Annotated in this window: 16 protein-coding genes; 11 read left to right on the top strand and 5 right to left on the bottom strand. The window is 74.7% G+C overall.

Features of this window, described 5'->3' with window-relative positions; genetic code table 11:
• Nucleotides 1-60: 60 nt before the first annotated feature.
• Entirely contained in the window at nt 61-1,035 is a 975-nt protein-coding gene (locus BLU55_RS13185) for an NAD(P)H-quinone oxidoreductase (protein WP_091730470.1), read from the top strand.
• 10 nt (nt 1,036-1,045) lie between these two features.
• The gene (locus tag BLU55_RS13180; protein ID WP_091730468.1) at nt 1,046-1,651 is read left to right on the top strand and encodes a bacterial proteasome activator family protein; all 606 of its coding nucleotides are present in this window, start codon (nt 1,046-1,048) and stop codon (nt 1,649-1,651) included.
• On the opposite strand, the gene BLU55_RS13175 is transcribed toward BLU55_RS13180, so the two are convergent.
• Genes BLU55_RS13175 through serS form a run of 4 tightly spaced genes read right to left on the bottom strand, consistent with a single transcriptional unit; the run spans nt 1,648 to nt 5,166 of the window.
• The gene (locus BLU55_RS13175; protein WP_091730466.1) at nt 1,648-2,463 is read right to left on the bottom strand and encodes a Cof-type HAD-IIB family hydrolase; all 816 of its coding nucleotides are present in this window, start codon (nt 2,461-2,463) and stop codon (nt 1,648-1,650) included. The genes BLU55_RS13180 and BLU55_RS13175 overlap by 4 nt on opposite strands.
• Nucleotides 2,460-3,014 carry a GNAT family N-acetyltransferase gene (locus tag BLU55_RS13170; RefSeq protein ID WP_231916869.1) on the bottom strand — a complete coding sequence of 185 codons (555 nt, stop codon included), beginning with the start codon at nt 3,012-3,014 and terminating at the stop codon, nt 2,460-2,462. The genes BLU55_RS13175 and BLU55_RS13170 overlap by 4 nt, the downstream gene beginning before the upstream one ends.
• Nucleotides 3,011-3,853 carry an HAD family hydrolase gene (locus BLU55_RS13165; RefSeq protein ID WP_172833913.1) on the bottom strand — a complete coding sequence of 281 codons (843 nt, stop codon included), beginning with the start codon at nt 3,851-3,853 and terminating at the stop codon, nt 3,011-3,013. The genes BLU55_RS13170 and BLU55_RS13165 overlap by 4 nt, the downstream gene beginning before the upstream one ends.
• A gap of 2 nt (nt 3,854-3,855) precedes the next feature.
• A complete protein-coding gene (serS, locus tag BLU55_RS13160) occupies nt 3,856-5,166 on the bottom strand; it encodes a serine--tRNA ligase (protein ID WP_091730464.1) in 1,311 nt (436 codons plus the stop codon).
• Between the two features lie 88 nt (nt 5,167-5,254).
• On the opposite strand from serS, the gene BLU55_RS13155 reads away from it, so the two are divergent.
• Complete coding sequence (locus BLU55_RS13155) at nt 5,255-6,241, top strand: molybdopterin-binding domain-containing protein (RefSeq protein WP_157682849.1); 987 nt, start codon at nt 5,255-5,257, stop codon at nt 6,239-6,241.
• 89 nt (nt 6,242-6,330) lie between these two features.
• On the top strand, nt 6,331-7,929 hold the full coding sequence (locus BLU55_RS13150; RefSeq protein ID WP_172833912.1) for a diacylglycerol kinase family protein: 1,599 nt from the start codon (nt 6,331-6,333) through the stop codon (nt 7,927-7,929).
• 18 nt (nt 7,930-7,947) lie between these two features.
• On the opposite strand, the gene BLU55_RS13145 is transcribed toward BLU55_RS13150, so the two are convergent.
• Nucleotides 7,948-8,346 (bottom strand): DUF4446 family protein, encoded by a 399-nt coding sequence (locus BLU55_RS13145; RefSeq protein WP_091730457.1) that lies wholly within the window; start codon nt 8,344-8,346, stop codon nt 7,948-7,950.
• A gap of 80 nt (nt 8,347-8,426) precedes the next feature.
• Between BLU55_RS13145 and BLU55_RS13140 the strand changes: the two genes are divergently transcribed.
• The 7 genes from BLU55_RS13140 (at nt 8,427) to BLU55_RS13110 (ending at nt 15,236) form a co-directional block, all read left to right on the top strand.
• Nucleotides 8,427-9,293, top strand: coding sequence for a prephenate dehydratase (locus BLU55_RS13140; protein ID WP_091730455.1), 867 nt, complete (start codon nt 8,427-8,429; stop codon nt 9,291-9,293).
• Between the two features lie 107 nt (nt 9,294-9,400).
• The gene (locus tag BLU55_RS13135; protein WP_091730454.1) at nt 9,401-9,865 is read left to right on the top strand and encodes a hypothetical protein; all 465 of its coding nucleotides are present in this window, start codon (nt 9,401-9,403) and stop codon (nt 9,863-9,865) included.
• Nucleotides 9,866-9,945: 80 nt separating this feature from the next.
• A complete protein-coding gene (locus BLU55_RS13130) occupies nt 9,946-11,379 on the top strand; it encodes a multicopper oxidase family protein (protein WP_231916868.1) in 1,434 nt (477 codons plus the stop codon).
• Between the two features lie 31 nt (nt 11,380-11,410).
• The gene (larB, locus tag BLU55_RS13125) at nt 11,411-12,118 is read left to right on the top strand and encodes a nickel pincer cofactor biosynthesis protein LarB (protein WP_091733905.1); all 708 of its coding nucleotides are present in this window, start codon (nt 11,411-11,413) and stop codon (nt 12,116-12,118) included.
• Nucleotides 12,111-13,361, top strand: a complete 1,251-nt coding sequence (gene larC / locus BLU55_RS13120) for a nickel pincer cofactor biosynthesis protein LarC (protein ID WP_091730452.1) — start codon at nt 12,111-12,113, stop codon at nt 13,359-13,361. The genes larB and larC overlap by 8 nt, the downstream gene beginning before the upstream one ends.
• A complete protein-coding gene (locus tag BLU55_RS13115; RefSeq protein WP_091730451.1) occupies nt 13,361-13,963 on the top strand; it encodes a TMEM165/GDT1 family protein in 603 nt (200 codons plus the stop codon). Before larC ends, BLU55_RS13115 begins: the two co-directional genes overlap by 1 nt.
• 43 nt (nt 13,964-14,006) lie before the next feature.
• The gene (locus tag BLU55_RS13110) at nt 14,007-15,236 is read left to right on the top strand and encodes an arginine deiminase (protein WP_091730449.1); all 1,230 of its coding nucleotides are present in this window, start codon (nt 14,007-14,009) and stop codon (nt 15,234-15,236) included.
• Nucleotides 15,237-15,253: the final 17 nt, after the last annotated feature.

Here is a 15,253-nt window from a genome sequence, read left to right as displayed (position 1 = left end):
CCGACGGGGACGGCCGACCAGGACCGGGCCGGCCGCTCGGCCGGGTCCTAGGGTGGCGTCATGCGTGCCGTCATCGCCCCGGAGCCCGGAGGGCCTGACGCCCTCGTCGTCGCCGACCTGCCCGACCCCGAGGCGGGTCCCGGCGAGGTCGTCATCGAGGTCGTGGCGAGCGCGGTCAACCGTGCCGACACGATGCAGCGCCAGGGCTTCTACCCGCCGCCGCAGGGTGCCAGCGACGTGCTGGGCCTGGAGTGCTCGGGCCGGATCAGCCAGGTGGGCGCCGGCGTCGAGGGCTTCGCGGTCGGTGACGAGGTGTGCGCGCTCCTCGCCGCCGGGGGGTACGCCGAGCAGGTGGCCGTCCCCGCCGGCCAGGTGATGCCGGTGCCGTCGGGCGTGGACCTCGTGACCGCGGCGGCGATCCCCGAGGTGGCCTGCACGGTGTGGTCCAACGTGTTCATGGTGGCCGGCCTGCAGCCCGAGGAGACCCTGCTGGTGCACGGCGGGGCGGGTGGGATCGGCAACGTGGCGATCCAGCTGGCCAAGGCGCTGGGCGCCCGGGTGCTGGCCACCGCCGGCTCGCCCGAGAAGGTCGCGTTCTGCGAGTCGCTGGGGGCCGACCGCGGCATCGACTACCGCGAGGAGGACTTCGTCGAGGTCGCCCGGGCCGAGGGCGGGGTCGACGTGATCCTCGACAACATGGGCGCCAAGTACCTCGACCGCAACGTCACCGCGCTGGCGACCGAGGGCCGCCTGGTCGTCATCGGCATGCAGGGCGGCACCAAGGGCGAGCTCGACCTGGGCAAGCTGCTGTCCAAGCGGGGCGCGGTCATCGCCACCTCGCTGCGGGCCCGACCGACCGAGGAGAAGGCCGCGATCTGCGCGGCCGTCGTCGAGCACGTGTGGCCGCTGGTGGCCGAGGGCAGGATCCGCACCACCGTGCACGAGACCGTCCCGCTGGAGGAGGCGAGCCGCGCCCACGCCCTCATGGAGTCCGGCACCCACAGCGGCAAGATCGTCATCACGGTCGCTCGGTAGGGTCGAGCGCATGTCGAACCACGACCACGAGTCCCCGCTGCAGCCCGGAGCCGGGCAGGCCGGTCATCCCGGCGCCGAGCACGTCATGGTGATCGGGCCGGACGGCCAGCCGGTCGCCGTGCCCGCTCCGGTGGACGACGAGGAGGGCGGCGAGCGCAACCTCACCGACCTGGTCGAGCAGCCCGCCAAGGTGATGCGCATCGGGCGCATGGTCCAGCAGCTGCTCGAGGAGGTGAAGGCCGCGCCGATCGACGAGGCCGGCCGCAAGCGCCTGGCCACGGTGGTCCACACCTCGATCGAGGAGCTCAAGGACGGCCTGGCCCCCGAGCTCGACGAGGAGCTCGACCGGCTGATCCAGCCCTTCGAGGGCGGCACCCCGAGCGAGTCGGAGCTGCGGATCGCCCAGGCCCAGCTCGTGGGCTGGCTCGAGGGCCTCTTCCACGGCATCCAGACCGCGATCTACGCCCAGCAGATGGCCGCTCGCGGCCAGCTCGAGCAGATGCGCCGTGCGCTGCCGCCCGGCGCGGTCCCCGGCCAGGCCCCCGGCCAGCCGGGCCAGCCCGGCGCCGAGGAGGACGACGGCTCCCACGGCAACCGCGGCGGGATGTACCTCTAGCCGAGCAGCTGCTCGACGACGACGGCCACGCCGTCCTCGTCGTTGCTCAGCGTGGTGCGGTCGGCTGCGTCGAGGACGCTGGGGTGGGCGTTGGCCATGGCGTAGCCGACGCCGGCCCAGCGCAGCATGGCCAGGTCGTTGGGCATGTCGCCGAAGGCGACGACGTGCTCGGCGCCGAGGCCGCGGGTCGCGCAGAGCCGCTCCAGCGTGGAGGCCTTGGTGACCCCGGGCGCGCTGATCTCCAGCAGCGAGTCGCTGCTGGACCACGTGACGACGGCGGCGTCGCCGACGGCCTCCACCACGCGGGCGGCGTAGTCCTCGGCGGTGACGCCCTCGTGGCGCACCAGCAGCTTGAGCACCTCGGCGTCGGCGATGTCGTCGAGCTCGCCGCGACGGGCGTCGACGGCCAGCGGGTGACGGGGCAGGAACCGGTGCTCCAGGGCGAAGCCGTCGACGGTCTCCAGCGCGAAGGCGACCTCGGGCACCTGGTCGCGGATCGTGCGGGCGACCTCGACCGCGACGTCGGGCGCCATGCCGCGGACCAGCTGGGCGCGGTCGCCGTCGACGTCCCACAGCAGGGCGCCGTTGGCCACGATCGCCAGGCCGTGGCCGCCGACGTGGTCGAAGACCTGGGCGGCCCAGCGCAGCGGACGACCGGTCACGAAGACGACGTCGAGGCCCTCGTCGTGGGCCCGGGCCAGCGCCGCGACCGTGCGCTCGGACAGGGTGCCGTCGCTGCGCAGCAGGGTGCCGTCGAGGTCGGTGGCGACCAGGCGGGTGCCGTCCGGCAGCGCGTCGCGGGCCGCGGTCATGCGGGCAGCGGCCGGACCATGACCAGCTCGCCCTCCAGGCCGGCGCCCCGCAGCTGGGTGAAGCCGCAGCGGGCGAGCACCTTGAGGGCGCGCGCGTCGGTGGGGGCGACCCCGGCGCGGACGCGGGTGCCGAGCCGGTCGGTCTGGGCGAGCAGTGCCGAGAGCGCCTCGGTCGCCGCGCCGTGACCGCGGGCGTCCGGGACCAGGCCGAAGCGGACCTCCACCTCGGGCACCTCGTCGTCGGCGGGCTCGGGCGGCCCGAAGAAGCCGATGGAGCCGACCGTGGTGCCGTCGCCGGCGCGCACCAGGTGGCGCATCCCCCAGCAGGCGTCGCCCTCGGGGGCCGTGCGCCGGACCATCGCCGCGGCGTCCTGGTCGGCACGCGAGGGGTAGTCGGGGTGCCAGGAGACCCGGCGCCTGCCGGCGAGCATGCCCTCGGCGTCCTCGGGGCTCACCAGCGGCAGTCGCAGCCGCGAGGTGGCGACCACGTCGGGCAGCCCGGGGGCGGGCAGCCCGGTGGCGGGCTGATCGGGGCCCGGCAGGGGGCTCACGAGCCGAAGTAGCGGGCGAGCTCGACGGCCACGCCCTCGTCGTGGACGCTCTCGGTCGTCGCGTCGGCGGCCTCGTGGACCTCGGGCACGGCCTGGCCCATGGCCACGCCGCGGCGGGCCCAGCGCAGCATCTCGATGTCGTTGCGGCCGTCGCCGATGGCGAGGACGTCGTCGGAGGTCAGGTCGAGGTGGCGGCACACGTGGTCGAGCCCGGACGCCTTGGAGACGCCGATCGGCTGCAGGTCGAGCCAGGCGGTCCAGCCGACGACGTAGTCGGTGCCGTGCAGCCCGAGCCGGCGTCCCAGGGCGACGAAGTCGTCGACCGAGGCCGAGGGGTCGCGGATGATGACGCGGCTGACGGGCTCGCCGACGATGTCGTCGATGGAGGTCTCGATCATGTCGCCGGACAGCTCGCCCTCCGGGAAGGGCCGGTTGACCTTGTAGCCGACGCCGCGCTCCTCGACGGCGACCAGCGCCTCGGGGTGCTCGCGCAGCACGGCGGCGACCGCGGCGCTGGCGTCGAAGGTCTCCTCGTGGAGGATCTCCAGCGGGGGGTAGCGGAACACCACCGCGCCGTTGGAGGCCACGACCCAGAGCCGGTCGGCGCCCTCGCGGGGCAGGTCGAGCAGGTCGGCGATGCCGGTCATGCCGTGCGGCGAGCGCCCGCTCGAGAGCACCACGTGGGCGCCGGCGTCGACGGCCCGCTGGATGGCGTCGTGGACCGGCGCCGAGATCTGCTCGTAGTGCTGGCCGGTGCCCTCGACCCACTTGAGGAGGGTGCCGTCGATGTCGAGCGCGACCAGCTTCGGCTGCCAGTCGTGGGGGACGGGGTCGACCACCCTCAGCCGCCGATCGGGGCGACGGGCTCGATGACCGTGCGGCCCTGGAGGTAGGGCTGCAGCGCCGCCGGCACGCGCACCGAGCCGTCGGCCTGCTGGTGGGTCTCGAGCAGCGCCACGATGGTGCGGGGGATCGCGGTCAGGGTGCCGTTGAGGGTCGCGATCGGGGCGACCTCGCCCTGCCCGTCGGCGCCCTCGGCCGCGGGGAAGCGGCCGCGGATGTCGAGGCGGCGGGTCTGGAAGTCGGTGCAGTTGGAGGTCGAGGTGAGCTCGCGGTAGCGGCCCTGGGTCGGGATCCACGCCTCGCAGTCGAACTTGCGCTGCGCCGAGAGCCCCAGGTCGCCCGCGGCGACGTCGATGACGCGGTAGGCGAGCTCGAGCTTGTCGAGCCACTCCTGCTCCCACCCGAGCAGCCGCTCGTGCTCGGCGGCGGCGTCCTCGAGGGTGGTGTAGGTGAACATCTCGACCTTGTCGAACCAGTGCACCCGGAAGATGCCGCGGGTGTCCTTGCCGTGCGAGCCGGCCTCCTTGCGGAAGCACGGGCTGAACGCGACGTAGCGGCGCGGCAGGGTGGCCGCGTCGAGGATCTCGTCGGAGTGGTACGCCGCGAGCGGCACCTCCGAGGTGCCCACGAGGTAGGTGTCCTGGCCCTCGATCCGGTAGACGTCGTCGGCCGCCTGGCCGAGGAACCCGGTGCCCTCCATGGCCCGCGGCCGGACCAGCGCCGGCGGGATCATCGGGGTGAAGCCGGCCGCGCGGGCCTGGTCCATCGCCATGTTGACCAGGGCGAGCTCGAGGTCGGCACCGACGCCGGTCAGGTAGTAGAACCGCGAGCCGGACACCTTGGCGCCGCGCTCGATGTCGATGGCGCCGAGGATCCGGCCCAGGTCGACGTGGTCGCGCGGCGTGAAGCCCTCGGCCTCGAAGTCGCGCTTGGTGCCGTGCTCGGAGAGCACGACGTAGTCGTCCTCCCCGCCCGCGGGCGCCTCGTCGGCGGCGGGGTTGGGGATGGCCAGCAGCGCCTCGCGCCACTCCTGCTCGGCGGCGGCCTGGTCGGCCTCGGCGCTCTTGACGCCCGCGGCCAGGGTCTTGGTGCGGGCCAGGAGGTCGGCCTTCTCGTCGCCCTGCGCCTTCGGGATCAGCTTGCCGAGCTGCTTCTGCTCGGCACGCTGGCGCTCGAACTCCGCGATCGCCGTGCGCCGCGAGGTGTCGGCCGCCAGGGCCCGGTCCACGACGTCGGAGGAGAGGCCTCGCTTGTCCTGGGCGGCACGGATCCGGTCGGGGTCGTCGCGAAGCAGGCGTGGGTCGATCACGCTCGCGAGGATAGTCGCCGCGCCCGCGCCCGCCCGCACCGTGGCCCGCGCGCTGTGGACGGAGGTCTTGATGGGCTTGGATGTGGGCGTGCCCGACCAGCCGCGCGACCCGTCCGCCCACCCGTGGTCCGCCCGCACGCCCGACCTGGTGCTCGTGGCCGGCGTGGAGGTGGAGGGCCGGCCCCGGCTGCGCGAGCAGCTGCGTGCGGACCGCGCCGCGGGGACGTACGTCGTGCAGCTCGACCCGCTCGACGGGGCCGCCGGTCCGGGTGGCCGCCGCCGGGCGTGGCACGAGACGCTGCGCCGCGACTGGCGCGACGAGCTGGTGCAGCTGCGGGCCGGGAGCGACCAGCTGCTGCTGGCGTGGCTGTCGCGGCTCACGCTCGAGGCGGGGGCCACCGACGCGCTGCACGTGGCGCGGCGCACGACCGGCCTGGAGGCCTTCCGGGCCCGGCTCGAGACGCTGGTCCTCGGCGACCGGGCCGCCGCCACCGGGGTGCCGGACGGGCAGCTCGAGGCCCTGGCGCGGCGCTACCGCCGGGCCGGGCTGGTCCACGCCCACTGGGGCCGGGGGGTCACCGGTCAGCGGGACGCCGCGGCGGTGGTGGCCGAGCTGGTCGGCCTGCTGGCGCTGCGCGGCCACCCGGTGCCGGGTGACCCCGCGGTCGTCGCGCTGCCGGACGCGCCCGTCGCGCCCGTCGAGGTCCCGCGGGGCAGCCTGCTCCTGGCCGCGCTCCACGACCACCACGCGCTGGTCGCTGCCGCACGCCACGACGTGCGCCGCGACCTGCTGGACCACCGCTGGGTCTCCGGGCGCGGCTCGCGGGTGGTGCTGGTCGACGCGGTCGACCGCGAGACCCTCGGCATCGCCGAGGAGGAGGTGCTCGACGTCGTGGCCGCGGGGACCGACGGCGACGAGGGGCGGGTCCGCGACGTGCAGGTGGTGGACGCGCCGCTGGCCCGCGGCTCGGTCGTGGCCTCGGTCGAGGTCGTGGCCGACCTGCTGGGTCCCGACCCCGAGGTGGCGCCGATGAGCCGCGTGGTGGTCCTCGAACGGCACCCCGACGCCGACTGAGGTGCTCCCGCGGTGACGGCTGCCTGTCATGCTTGCGGCTGCTCCGGACCGACCCGCAGGTCCGGACGAGGACGAGGAGCGCCCCACCAGTGACCGAGCACGCGGAGCTGCGCTCCCGCCGGATCGTCCTCGCCGTCGCCTGCCTGGCCGGGTTCGCGCTCCTGGCCGTCCTGGTCTCGACGCCGTGGTCCCCGCTGCCCGAGCTCGACACCGACTTCGGCTCGTGGCCGGAGTCGTTCACCGCGCGCCACGAGTCCGTCTACTGGTTCTGGCGCGCCGTGAGCATCGCCTTCGCGACCGTCCCGCTGACGGTGGCGACGGTCGTGACGGCGGTGGCGCTGTTCGCCAAGTCCTACCGCCGCGCCGCGGGGTGGACGGTCGGCGTGATGGCCACCGTCGCGCTGGCCACCTGGGGACTGAAGAACCTCGTCGGCCGCGAGCGCCCGGTGTGGGAGGACCCGCTGGTGACGCTGTCCAGCTACTCCTTCCCCTCCGGCCACGCGACCGGCACGGCGGGCGCGGCCGGGGTGGCGATCGTGCTGACCCACCTGCTGGTCCGCCGTCGCGGCGTGCGCCGGGCGGTGACCGGGCTCGCCGTCGCGGTCACCCTGCTGGTCGGCGCGGACCGGATCTTCCTGGGCGTGCACAACCTCTCCGACGTGGTCGCGGGCTACCTGCTCTCGACCGCGATCGTGCTGCTGTGGCTGGCGGCGTACGACCCGACGCCGCGGACCATCGCCCAGGCCGCCTCGCTCGCGCCCGCCCTGCCCGACCCGCTGCCCGCCCAGCGCAAGAAGCTGGCCGTGATCCTCAACCCGATCAAGGTCGACGACGTCGGCCAGTTCGAGGCGCTGGTGGAGTCGATGGCGGCCGAGTCGGGCTTCACCGGTGGCGTGGCGTGGTGGCAGACCAGCGTCGAGGACACCGGCTACGGCATGGCCCACGAGGCCGCGGTCAGCGGCTGCGACGTGGTGGTGGCGGTCGGTGGCGACGGCACCGTCCGCGCCGTCTGCGAGGAGCTCGCGGGCACCGGGATCCCCGTCGGGATCGTGCCCGCCGGCACCGGCAACCTGCTCGCCCGCAACCTCGCGGTCCCGCTCTACCTGCGCTCGGCGGTCGACGTGGCCCTCAACGGCCAGGACCGGGCCATCGACATGGTCGAGGTCAGCGGCGACAAGATGGAGGACGCCACCTTCCTGGTGATGGCCGGGATGGGGTTCGACGCCGCGATCATGGAGGGCGTCAACGAGGACATCAAGGCCAAGGTGGGCTGGCTGGCCTACGTGCTCTCGGCGCTGAAGTCGCTGATGTTCCCCGCGATCCGGGTGGAGGTCTCCGTCGACGGCGCGCCGTTCACCCGGCACCGCGCCCGCACCCTGGTGGTGGGCAACGTCGGACTGCTCCAGGGCGGCATGCCGCTGATCCCCGACGCCGTCATCGACGACGGCCAGCTCGACGTGGTGCTGCTCTACCCCCGCCGCTTCCTGTCCTGGGTCCCGCTGGCCGCGCGGGTGCTGACCCGCAGCGGGCGCACCGACGAGCTGATCACCCGGATGACCGGCCGCGAGGTCGTGGTCCGGGCCAACACCGACGCCCCGCGCCAGCTCGACGGCGACCTGATCGCCCCGGGCCGCGAGATCATCGCCCGCTGCGTGCACGGTCGGCTGCTGGTGCGCGTCCCCCGCTGAGCGGGCAGGGGCGCCCCCTCAGGGACGGGCGTGGGAGATCGCGTCCTCCTCCTCGGGAGACAGCTGGGTCTCGGAGGTCCACGAGTCGACGTTCTTGGCGTAGGTGCGCGACTCGTTGCGGCCCTGGATCGAGGTGACCACCACGCCGCTGCCGCCGTCGTCGAGCAGGGCCAGCGACCAGGAGAGCTGGCCGCCGGTGTCGGTGAACGCGTCGTACCGCACGACGGAGAGGTGGCGCAGCGACTGCCCCGACTCGGCCTTGAGCGCGGCCACCTCCTGGCGCAGCGCGCGGGCGTCCTCGGGCAGGTCGCTCGGGGTCTCGGCGGCGCTCCGCGGTGCCGTGCGCCGGCCGGTGAGCGCCACGGCGAGCGCGGCGAGGGCGACCAGGAGGGCCAGAACAGCGAGGGTGGTCGTCACGCGCCGAGCCTAGAGAGCGGCCGTTCTCGCGGGGTGACGACGCGCGGGGCCCGCGACCCGGCCGTGGGAAACTCGGCCCCGTGACCGACTCGCCGCGCCGTCGGATCGCCTACCAGGGCGAGCCGGGCGCCAACTCCCACATCGTGTGCAAGCAGGCCTACCCCGACTGGGAGCCGGTGCCGTGCGCGTCGTTCGAGGACGTCTTCGCGGTCGTCGAGGGCGGCGACGCCGAGCTGGCCATGATCCCGATCGACAACTCGATCGCCGGCCGGGTCGCCGACATCCACCACTTCCTGCCGACCTCGTCGCTGCACATCGTGGGCGAGCACTTCCTGCGCATCCGGTTCGCGCTGATGGCGCTGCCGGGCGCCACCCTGGAGTCGCTGGAGACCGTGCACAGCCACGTCCACGCGCTCGGGCAGTGCCGCAAGGTGATCCGCGAGCACGGCCTGCGCCCGGTCATCTCCGGCGACACCGCGGGAGCGGCGCGCGAGGTGGCCGAGGCCGGCGACCTCACCCAGGGCGCGATCTCGCCGCCGCTGGCCGCCGACACCTACGGCCTGCGGATCCTGCAGGACGACGTCGAGGACGAGGACCACAACACCACCCGCTTCGTGGTGCTCTCCCGCGACCTCGTCGAGGCGCCCCGGGGCGGCGGCCCGGTCGTGACCAGCTTCATCTTCAACGTGCGCAACCTGCCGGCCGCGCTCTACAAGGCGCTCGGCGGCTTCGCCACCAACGGCGTCAACATGACCAAGCTCGAGAGCTACATGGTCGACGGGCAGTTCACCGGCGCCACCCAGTTCCTCGCCGAGGTCGACGGGCATCCCCTCGACCTGCCGCTGGAGCGGGCGCTCGAGGAGCTGGCGTTCTTCACCACCGACGTGAAGATCCTGGGGGTCTACCCCGCCGACGCCTTCCGGTTCGACGGGGATCGCGGCGTTTGACCAGGTCAGCGGACCAGTCCAGCTGACACCCGGGGCGTATCTGCGTTGCGCGCCCACGCCTCCTGACGCTGCCCTGTCCGGGTAGCCCACGTCCACAGGAGGCCCCCATGCGTGCTGCCTACCGCTACCTCGCCTACACCATCGACGCCCTGATCCTGCTCCAGGCCGCTGCCATCGCCTGGGCGGTCTTCGGCCTGTCCGCCTGGGTCGAGGACGGCAACACCCTGTCCACCGCGACCATGGAGAGCGACGAGACCCCCTTCCCGGAGGTCCTCGGGTTCGCGATCCACGGCATCAGCGGCACCGTGCTGATCCCGCTCGTGGCCCTGGTGCTCCTCGTCGTGTCGTTCTTCGCCCGCGTGCCGAAGGGCGCGGCGTACGCCGGCATGGTGTTCGGCGGGGTGGTCGTCCAGGTGCTGCTCGGCATGTTCGCCCACGGCGTCCCGTTCCTCGGGTTCGTGCACGGGTTCTGGGCGCTGCTGCTCTTCCTGGTGGCCCTGCGGGCGGCGCGCCAGGCCGGCGTCGCCGACGAGCCCGTCGAGCGGTCGGCGGGGGCCGCCGCCGTCGGGTGAGCGCCCGGGACCGGGGTCGAGCCGGTGATCGGCTCGGCGGCCGTGTCGGGGGCCGGGTCGGGGGCCGGACCCGCCTCCTGGTGGCGGTCGCCCTCACGCTGGCGCTGGTCGGACCCCTGGCGTGGCTGTGGTGGTCGAGCCTGCTGCCCGCGTCGTACTCCGCGGCGGAGATGGGCGAGATGGACCTCGGGGGCGGCCCCGGGAGCAGCAGCCACGGCGGCCACGGCAGCACCAGCGTCGCCGAGCTGTCCGGGCCCCGGACGGGGGAGCCCGACGTGGTCGTCGACCTCACGGCCCGGCAGGGCACCGTGCGGCTCGCCGACGGCGAGCAGGTCGAGGGCTACACCCTCGACGGCTCCTCGCCCGGCCCGCTGGTCGAGGCGGAGGTCGGCGACCTCGTCGAGGTGACGCTGCGCAACGCCGACGTGGCGGGCGGGGTGGCCCTGCACTGGCACGGCGTCGACGTGCCCAACGCCGAGGACGGCGTCGCGGGCGTGACCCAGGACGCCGTCGCGCCGGGGGAGTCCCACACCTACCGCTGGGTGGCGCCGGACGCCGGGACCTACTGGTACCACTCCCACCAGCTCTCCCACGAGCAGGTCGTCGGCGGGCTGCTCGGCCCGCTCGTGGTCCACCCGCGGGGCGACCGGGGGCCGCGCGACGTGCTCGCGCTGGCCCACCTGTACGCCGGGAAGCCGACCGTCAACGGCCGCCACGGCGTCGAGGCGGTCGTCGCGGACCCCGGCGAGCGCGTCCGGGTGCGGGTGGTCAACACCGACGACGGGCCCACCGCGGTCTGGGCGGGCGCGGCGTACCGCCTGGTGGCGGTGGACGGCACCGACGTCCACCGCCCCGGCGTGGTCCGCGACCGCGCGGTCGCGGTGCCGGCCGGTGGCCGGGTCGACCTCGAGCTGGACGTGCCCGCCGACGGCAGTGCCGTGCGGGTCTCCCTGCCCGGGGACGTCGGGCTGGTCATCGGTCCGGAGGGCGCGAGCGCCCCCGAGGTGCCGGAGCCGGGGGACCGCGTCGACCTGCTGACGTACGGCGAGCCCGCCGACCTGGGCCTGGACCCCGATCGGGCCGACCGCCGGTTCGGCTACTCCATCGGCCGCCGGCCGGGCTTCCTCGACGGGCGCCCCGGGCTGTGGTGGAGCGTCAACGGCCGGCTGCTGCCCGACATGCCGATGTTCGTCGTGCGCGAGGGCGACGTGGTGCGGGTGTCGATCTCCAACCACAGCGGCACGGTCCACCCGATGCACCTGCACGGCCACCACACCGTCGTGCTCTCCCGCGACGGCGTCGCGGCCAGCGGCAGCCCCTGGTGGTTCGACTCCCTCGACGTGGGCGACGGGCACCGCTTCGAGGTGGCGTTCGTGGCCGACAACCCCGGGATCTGGATGGACCACTGCCACAACCTGGCGCACGCGCGGGAGGGCCTGGTCACCCACCTCATGTACGACGGCGTCACCACGCCCTACCGCCTCGGCGACGACGGCGGCAACGTCCCCGAGTAGGCCCGGGGCCACCGGCGATAGCGTGGCCCGCGTGACTGCGACCGGCGAGCCCCCGAGCGACCGCGTCGAGGACCTCGGCTACGCCCGGGTCGACCTCGACCGCGCCGGTCGCACCGGTGACCCCGAGGTCGTCTACGGCGCGGGCAAGACGCCCGCCCAGGTCGTCGGCATCCTGCGCACCCTCCACGAGCGCCACCCCGACCGTGCCGTGCTCGCGACCCGGCTGGACGAGGACGCGCTGGCCCACGTCGCCGCCGAGCTGCCGGACGCCCGCACCGACGCGGTCGCGCGCTGCGCCTGGCTCGGCCCGCTGCCCCCGGCGCGCGGACGGGTGCTGGTGCTGAGCGCCGGCACGTCGGACGCCCCGGTCGCGGCGGAGGTGGAGCTCGCCGTGCGCGTGCACGGCGCGGGCGTCGAGCAGGTCCGGGACGTCGGCGTCGCGGGCCTGCACCGCCTGCTGGCCGTGCGCGACCGGCTGGACACCGCCGACTGCCTGGTCGTGGTGGCCGGCATGGAGGGCGCCCTGCCCAGCGTGGTCGGCGGGCTCACGGGCGTGCCCCTCGTCGCGGTGCCGACCAGCGTCGGCTACGGCGCCTCCCTCGGCGGCGTCGCCGCCCTGCTCGGCATGCTGAGCTCGTGCGCCCCCGGGGTGACGGTGGTCAACATCGACAACGGGTACGGCGCCGGCGTCCACGCCGCCCGCGTGGCCCGCAACGCCCGGGGCGCCGTCGATGGCTGAGGCCCGGCGGGTCGCCTGGGTCGACGCCTCCTCGGGCGCCAGCGGCGACATGCTGCTCGGGGCGCTGGTCGGGGCCGGGGTGCCCGTCGGCGTGATGGCCGAGGCCGTCGACAAGGTGGCGCCGGGCCAGGTGCGGCTCTCCTCCGAGCGCGTCACCCGCGGCGGGTTCGCCGCCACCCGCTGCCACGTGGAGGTCGCCGACCCGTCGGTCGACGACGTCCCGCACCGCACCTGGCGCGACGTCGAGCGGCTGCTGGCCGGCGCCGGCCTCCACGAGGACGTCCGCTCCTGGGCCCACGACGTCTTCGAGCGGCTGGCCGAGGCCGAGGCACGGGTGCACGGCACCGAGCCGGCCGACGTGCACTTCCACGAGGTCGGGGCGCTGGACGCCATCGCCGACGTCGTCGGGGTGGTCGCGGGCCTGGTCCACCTCGAGCTGGGCAGCCTGGTCGCCTCGCCGGTCGCGGTCGGCGGCGGCACGGTGCGCACCGCCCACGGCGTGCTGCCGGTCCCGCCGCCGGCGGTGGTCGAGCTGCTGCGCGGCGTCCCGTCGTACGGCGGGCCGGTGGACCTCGAGCTGTGCACCCCCACCGGGGCCGCCCTGCTCACCACCCTGGCCGACGAGTTCGCCGCCCAGCCGCCGATGCGCGTGGAGCAGGTGGGGGTCGGCGCCGGCGGTCGCGACCCCGCCGGCCACGCCAACGTGCTGCGGCTCCTGGTGGGGGTCTCGACGGCCGCGGCCGGCGAGCAGGCCCCGATCGGCGCGCTCGGCACCGGTGACTCCCGGCCCGTGGTGCTGGAGACCAACGTCGACGACCTCGACCCACGGCTGTGGCCCGGCGTGCTGGCGGCGCTGCTGGCGGCCGGGGCGAGCGACGCCTGGCTGACCCCGATCCTCATGAAGAAGGGCCGCCCGGCCCACACCCTCAGCGTCCTGGTCACCCCCGAGCGGGGCGAGGAGGTGCGGCGCGAGGTCTACCGCCACACCTCGACCATCGGCATGCGCGAGCACCGCGTGGGCAAGCACGCCCTCGACCGCGAGATGGGCCTGGTGCACGTCGACGGGCAGCGGGTCGCGGTCAAGCTGGCCCGCCTCGACGGCGAGCTGCTCACCGCCCAGCCGGAGTTCGAGGACGTCGCCGCCGCAGCCCGGGCCCTCGGGCTCCCCGCCCGCACCGTGATGGCCCGCGCGGTCGCCGCCGCGACCGACCGCTTCACCGACCCCCCGCCTCAGGAGCCCTGATGGACCTCGCCGTCGTCGCCGTCGTGTTCGGCGCGATCTTCCTCGTCGAGCTGCCCGACAAGACCTTCATCGCCGCGCTGGTGCTCTCCACGCGCTACCGGCCGCTCATGGTCTGGATCGGGGTCGGCCTGGCCTTCCTGGTCCAGACCCTCATCGCCGTGCTGGCCGGCCACTTGACAACGTACCTGCCGGACTGGGTGGTCACCAGCGTCGCGCTGGTGATCTTCCTGGCCGGCGCGGTGCTGTTGTTCCGCGCGGCCCCGGGCGCCGACGCCGGCGAGCAGGAGGCCGAGGACGAGTTCGCGGCCAAGGCGACCGAGACCCGCACCGGCCTCAAGGCGGTCGGGGCGTCGTTCCTCGTGCTGTTCGCCGCCGAGTGGGGCGACCTCTCGCAGCTGCTGACGATCAGCCTGGTGGGTCGCTACCGCGAGCCGCTGAGCGTGTTTGTCGGCGCCTGGGGCGCGCTGCTCGCGGTGTCGGGCCTCGCGATCCTGGTCGGTCGGGTGCTGCTCAGGCACGTCCGGCTCTCGACGATCCACTACCTCGGCTCCGGCGTGTGCCTGCTGCTGGCGGCCCTGACGGCGTACGAGCTGCTGGCCTGACGCGGACCACCCGGGTCACCTCCGCTGGCCCTAGGCTGCCGCCATGAGCGACGCGTCCTCCGCCACCCCCGCCACCTCCACCCGCCCGCCCGGGGTCTCGAGCGAGGTCGGGCGGTTGCGCACGGTGATGCTGCACCGGCCCGGCCCCGAGCTGCAGCGCCTGACGCCGCGCAACAACGACCAGCTGCTCTTCGACGGCATCCCGTGGGTCAGCCGGGCCCAGGAGGAGCACGACGCCTTCGCCGACGCGCTGCGCTCGCGCGACGTCGAGGTGCTCTACCTCACCGAGCTGCTCACCGAGACGCTCGCCAGCGAGGAGGCGCGCGCCCGGGCGGTGGCCGGCGTCACCCAGTCGCTGCGCCTCGGCGACACCCTGCGCGACCACCTGCGCGGCTGGCTGGGCGAGCTGTCGCCGGCCGAGCTGACCGACGCGCTCACCGCCGGCCTGCGCAACGACGAGGTGCGCGGCGGCTTCGGGCTGGTGACCAGCCTGCTGCACAGCGACGACTTCCTCATCGACCCGCTGCCCAACCTGCTCTTCACCCGCGACTCGAGCGTGTGGATCCGCGACAAGGTCGCGGTCACCTCGCTCGCGATGCCCGCCCGCGACCGCGAGACCCAGCTGACCGAGCTGATCTACACCCTGCACCCCCGCTTCTCCGGCATCGAGACCATCCACGGCTGGCACCGCGAGCACGTCGAGGGCGGCGACGTGCTGCTGCTCTCGGCCGGCGTGGTGGCCGTGGGCGTGGGCGAGCGCACCACGCCCGCCGGCGTCGAGCGCCTGGCCCGCCAGCTGCTCGCCGACGGGGGTGCCCACACCGTGCTCGCCGTCCCGATCGCCCAGGAGCGGGCGACCATGCACCTCGACACCGTCTGCACGATGGTCGACGTCGACAAGATCGTGATGTACCCCAACGTCGCCGACCACCTCGCCGCCCACACGGTCACCGCCACCGAGGACGGCCAGCTCCAGGTCTCCGACAGCGCGCCGTTCCTGGTGGCCGCCGCCCGCGCGATGGGCATCGACGCGCTGCACCAGATCGACACCGGCCTCGACCCCGTCACCGCCGAGCGCGAGCAGTGGGACGACGGCAACAACACCCTGGCCGTCGCGCCGCGGGTGGCGGTCGCCTACGAGCGCAACGTCGAGACCAACGCCCGCCTCGAGGAGGCCGGCATCGAGGTGATCGCGATCTCCGGCTCGGAGCTCGGCTCGGGTCGTGGCGGCCCGCGCTGCATGTCGTGCCCGATCGCCCGCGACGAGCTGTGAGCCGCCGCTAGGTTGGT

This window comes from Nocardioides scoriae, from assembly GCF_900104965.1.
GTDB lineage: Bacteria > Actinomycetota > Actinomycetes > Propionibacteriales > Nocardioidaceae > Marmoricola > Marmoricola scoriae.
This window is presented reverse-complemented; position numbering and strand designations above follow the sequence as displayed.

Bases quoted from the DNA above. Each gene is read 5' to 3' on its own strand.
- BLU55_RS13175 (WP_091730466.1), bottom strand. From the start codon at position 2,463: ATGACCGCGGCCCGCGACGCGCTGCCGGACGGCACCCGCCTGGTCGCC.
- BLU55_RS13110 (WP_091730449.1), top strand. From the start codon at position 14,007: ATGAGCGACGCGTCCTCCGCCACCCCCGCCACCTCCACCCGCCCGCCC.
- BLU55_RS13180 (WP_091730468.1), top strand. From the start codon at position 1,046: ATGTCGAACCACGACCACGAGTCCCCGCTGCAGCCCGGAGCCGGGCAG.
- BLU55_RS13135 (WP_091730454.1), top strand. From the start codon at position 9,401: ATGCGTGCTGCCTACCGCTACCTCGCCTACACCATCGACGCCCTGATC.
- larC (WP_091730452.1), top strand. From the start codon at position 12,111: ATGGCTGAGGCCCGGCGGGTCGCCTGGGTCGACGCCTCCTCGGGCGCC.
- BLU55_RS13115 (WP_091730451.1), top strand. From the start codon at position 13,361: ATGGACCTCGCCGTCGTCGCCGTCGTGTTCGGCGCGATCTTCCTCGTC.
- BLU55_RS13185 (WP_091730470.1), top strand. From the start codon at position 61: ATGCGTGCCGTCATCGCCCCGGAGCCCGGAGGGCCTGACGCCCTCGTC.